Annotated in this window: 3 protein-coding genes and 1 pseudogene; 2 read left to right on the forward strand and 2 right to left on the reverse strand. The window is 51.3% G+C overall.

Features of this window, described 5'->3' with window-relative positions; translation table 11 throughout:
- Window positions 1-974, forward strand: a 974-nt coding sequence (gene hemG, locus VIM87_RS22890) for a protoporphyrinogen oxidase (RefSeq protein WP_331999252.1), incomplete at its 5' end; no start/stop codon positions are given.
- On the opposite strand, the gene VIM87_RS22895 is transcribed toward hemG, so the two are convergent.
- Together VIM87_RS22895 and VIM87_RS22900 are read right to left on the reverse strand one after the other, a co-directional pair.
- The gene (locus VIM87_RS22895) at window positions 886-1566 is read right to left on the reverse strand and encodes a DoxX family protein (RefSeq protein ID WP_331999254.1); all 681 of its coding nucleotides are present in this window, start codon (window positions 1564-1566) and stop codon (window positions 886-888) included. The two genes, hemG and VIM87_RS22895, sit on opposite strands and share 89 nt — an antisense overlap.
- A complete protein-coding gene (locus VIM87_RS22900) occupies window positions 1566-1712 on the reverse strand; it encodes a hypothetical protein (RefSeq protein ID WP_331999253.1) in 147 nt (48 codons plus the stop codon). The genes VIM87_RS22895 and VIM87_RS22900 overlap by 1 nt, the downstream gene beginning before the upstream one ends.
- 340 nt (window positions 1713-2052) lie before the next feature.
- On the opposite strand from VIM87_RS22900, the pseudogene VIM87_RS22905 reads away from it, so the two are divergent.
- Window positions 2053-2472: pseudogene (locus VIM87_RS22905) on the forward strand (NAD(P)(+) transhydrogenase (Re/Si-specific) subunit alpha); the annotation flags it as partial.

Below are 2472 nucleotides of genomic sequence, written 5' to 3' on the forward strand. Positions count from 1 at the left end.
GCTTTGTACAGCGCCGTTTTAATAAAGAGATCAGCGATTACTTGTTTGATCCTATCCTGTCCGGTATTTATGCCGGAGACCCCGCGCGTTTATCTGTGCAGGAAGTATTGCCCTTTTTACCCAAATGGGAGCAGGAGTATGGCAGCGTAACCAAGGGGCTTTTTAAGAACAAGGGGCTGATGGGCGGCCGCAAAATTATTGCCTTTAAAGGCGGGAATGAAACACTAACAGATCGTTTGCAGCAATTATTGAACACCCCGGTGCGTTATAACAGCCGCGTAACCGGCGTTACGGCTGCAGCAGATGGCTATACTGTACAATATAACAGTAACGGGCAAACGGAAAACGTGCAGGCGGGCCGCGTGATCTTTGCTACCCCTGCTTATGCTACTGCAGCAGTTATAGAGGGCCTGGACGCTGCTGCCGCACATTTACTGCAGCAGCTGTATTACCCCCGTATGGGTGTGCTGCATCTTGGTTTTGAGCGGGCCGCCGTACAGCAGCTGCCGGAAGGTTTTGGCTTTTTGGTGCCGCATGCGGCGCAGCTGCATTTCCTGGGGGCTATCTGCAATTCAGCCATCTTTCCCTCCCGTGTGCCGGATGATAAAGTATTATTAACTGTTTTTACCGGCGGTGTACAGCAGGAACATTTTTTTGACGAAATAAATGAAACCGCACTGCAGCAAACCATTGTGAGCGAGCTTACTGCCTTGTTGGGAATAACCGGAGCTCCTGTGCTGCAGCAGTTTACCCGCTGGGATAAAGCCATTCCACAGCTGAATGTAGGCCACCGGCAGCTACGCATGGCGGTGCAGGCTTTTGAGCAGCAATACCCCGGTATACATATCAGCGGCAATTACATCAGCGGCGTGGCAGTACCGGCTATTATTCAGCAGGCGGGCGTGTTGGCGGAGAAGATAACCGGTTTGCCGGCAGCAGCCACCAGGAAAACATGGCCACCGCTGCAAACATAAGCGGCGCAATAAAATGCCCTATGCCGTCGCCACTGGCGATATGGGAAGCCACTGCTCCTGTAAGGTTAAATACAATCCCTGCATACGCCCATTCTTTCAATAACGGAAAACGCGGCACGATCAGCGTTATACCAGCCAGTATTTTCCAGATACCCAGGATAGTGAGAAAATACAGGGGATACCCCAGATGATCCACAGTGCCTTCTACCGTACCCCACAAATGCAACATTTCCCCTGCACCGCCCGACAGCAGCACAAATCCAAGGATCACAATAGTAGCCCAATATGCAATGGATCTCCATTTTGCCGGTTGCACCGCCTGAGCGCTTGCAACAGGCGCTAGACGGCGGGAGGCCGGCCGTAAGAACCAGGAAGCAACCGCCAGTGAGGCAAAAATAGCCGGCCAGATGCTTCCCTGAACATCACCCACTGCCAGGTGGGAGACAAAGGCGCTGGAGAAAACAAAAAATGCGCCTGCATATGCCCATTCTTTAAGGCGGGGAGTGCCCGGTATCAACAAAACCACGGCTCCCGGCAGCTTCCATGCCCCGATAATAAGCAGTACATAGGCAGGGTAGCCCAGCCGTATCATCACTTCCCGTACAAGGGTATTTGCCGCAGGTCCCAGGTGGCGCCATAGGCCAGCTCAAAGGCCAGGAAACCGGTAACAAGCCAGTAGGCAATGGTACGTATGCGGTACCCGGTGGCGGATTGTTGGTATTTGATAGCGTTGTCCATGATAGTATAAGTTTGTGGTTCATTACAATAATGACCGGGCAAAGGGGAATTGGACAGATCCGGGAAAGTTTTTTTCGGGGAGTAACACGTATGTACATACGGGGCGCGGTCTGTTACAGGTAAATGGTAAACTTTCTGACAGCAGCTGCGCATAGGCCCCGGCGGGATCTGCTGCAGCATTGGTTCCATCCTGTTTCCCTGCACACGGCGCCGGAATCCACCCGCTTATACCTATATGCCGTCAGGGTTAATGCTTACTGTTAATATACTGGCCCTCTTTCCAATTTTCTTTTCTATTCCTGCTGTTTTTTCTTTAAATTTCATTAATAAATTTTCACAGATGATTGCAGGTGTCCTCAAAGAAAAAACAGGCGAACAACGTGTTTCTTTAGTACCGGAAGTCGTAAAGCAACTGAGCCAGCAATCTGTTACTGTGTGGGTTGAGCCCAATGCCGGCGCCCTGGCCTTTTACCCCGATGATGCCTATACGCAGGCCGGCGCCATTATTAAACCTGCAGCTGAAATTGTACAGCAGGCTGATATTATCCTCAGCATTCAACTACCGGAACCGGCTATATGGGAAAACATACAGCCCGGTAAAATACTGGCCGGTGTGTACCAGCCGCTTTATAATACCCGGCAAATGCAGCAGGCAGCTGCCCGACAGCTCACAATTTTCAGCCTGGACAGCATTCCCCGTACCACCCGTGCCCAAAGTATGGATGTATTAAGCTCCCAGGCTAATATTGCCGGTTATAAG

The sequence above is a fragment of the Chitinophaga sp. genome, from assembly GCF_036569125.1.
Taxonomy (GTDB): Bacteria; Bacteroidota; Bacteroidia; order Chitinophagales; family Chitinophagaceae; genus Chitinophaga.

Bases quoted from the DNA above. Each gene is read 5' to 3' on its own strand.
- VIM87_RS22895 (WP_331999254.1), bottom strand. From the start codon at position 1,566: ATGATACGGCTGGGCTACCCTGCCTATGTACTGCTTATTATCGGGGCA.
- VIM87_RS22900 (WP_331999253.1), bottom strand. From the start codon at position 1,712: ATGGACAACGCTATCAAATACCAACAATCCGCCACCGGGTACCGCATA.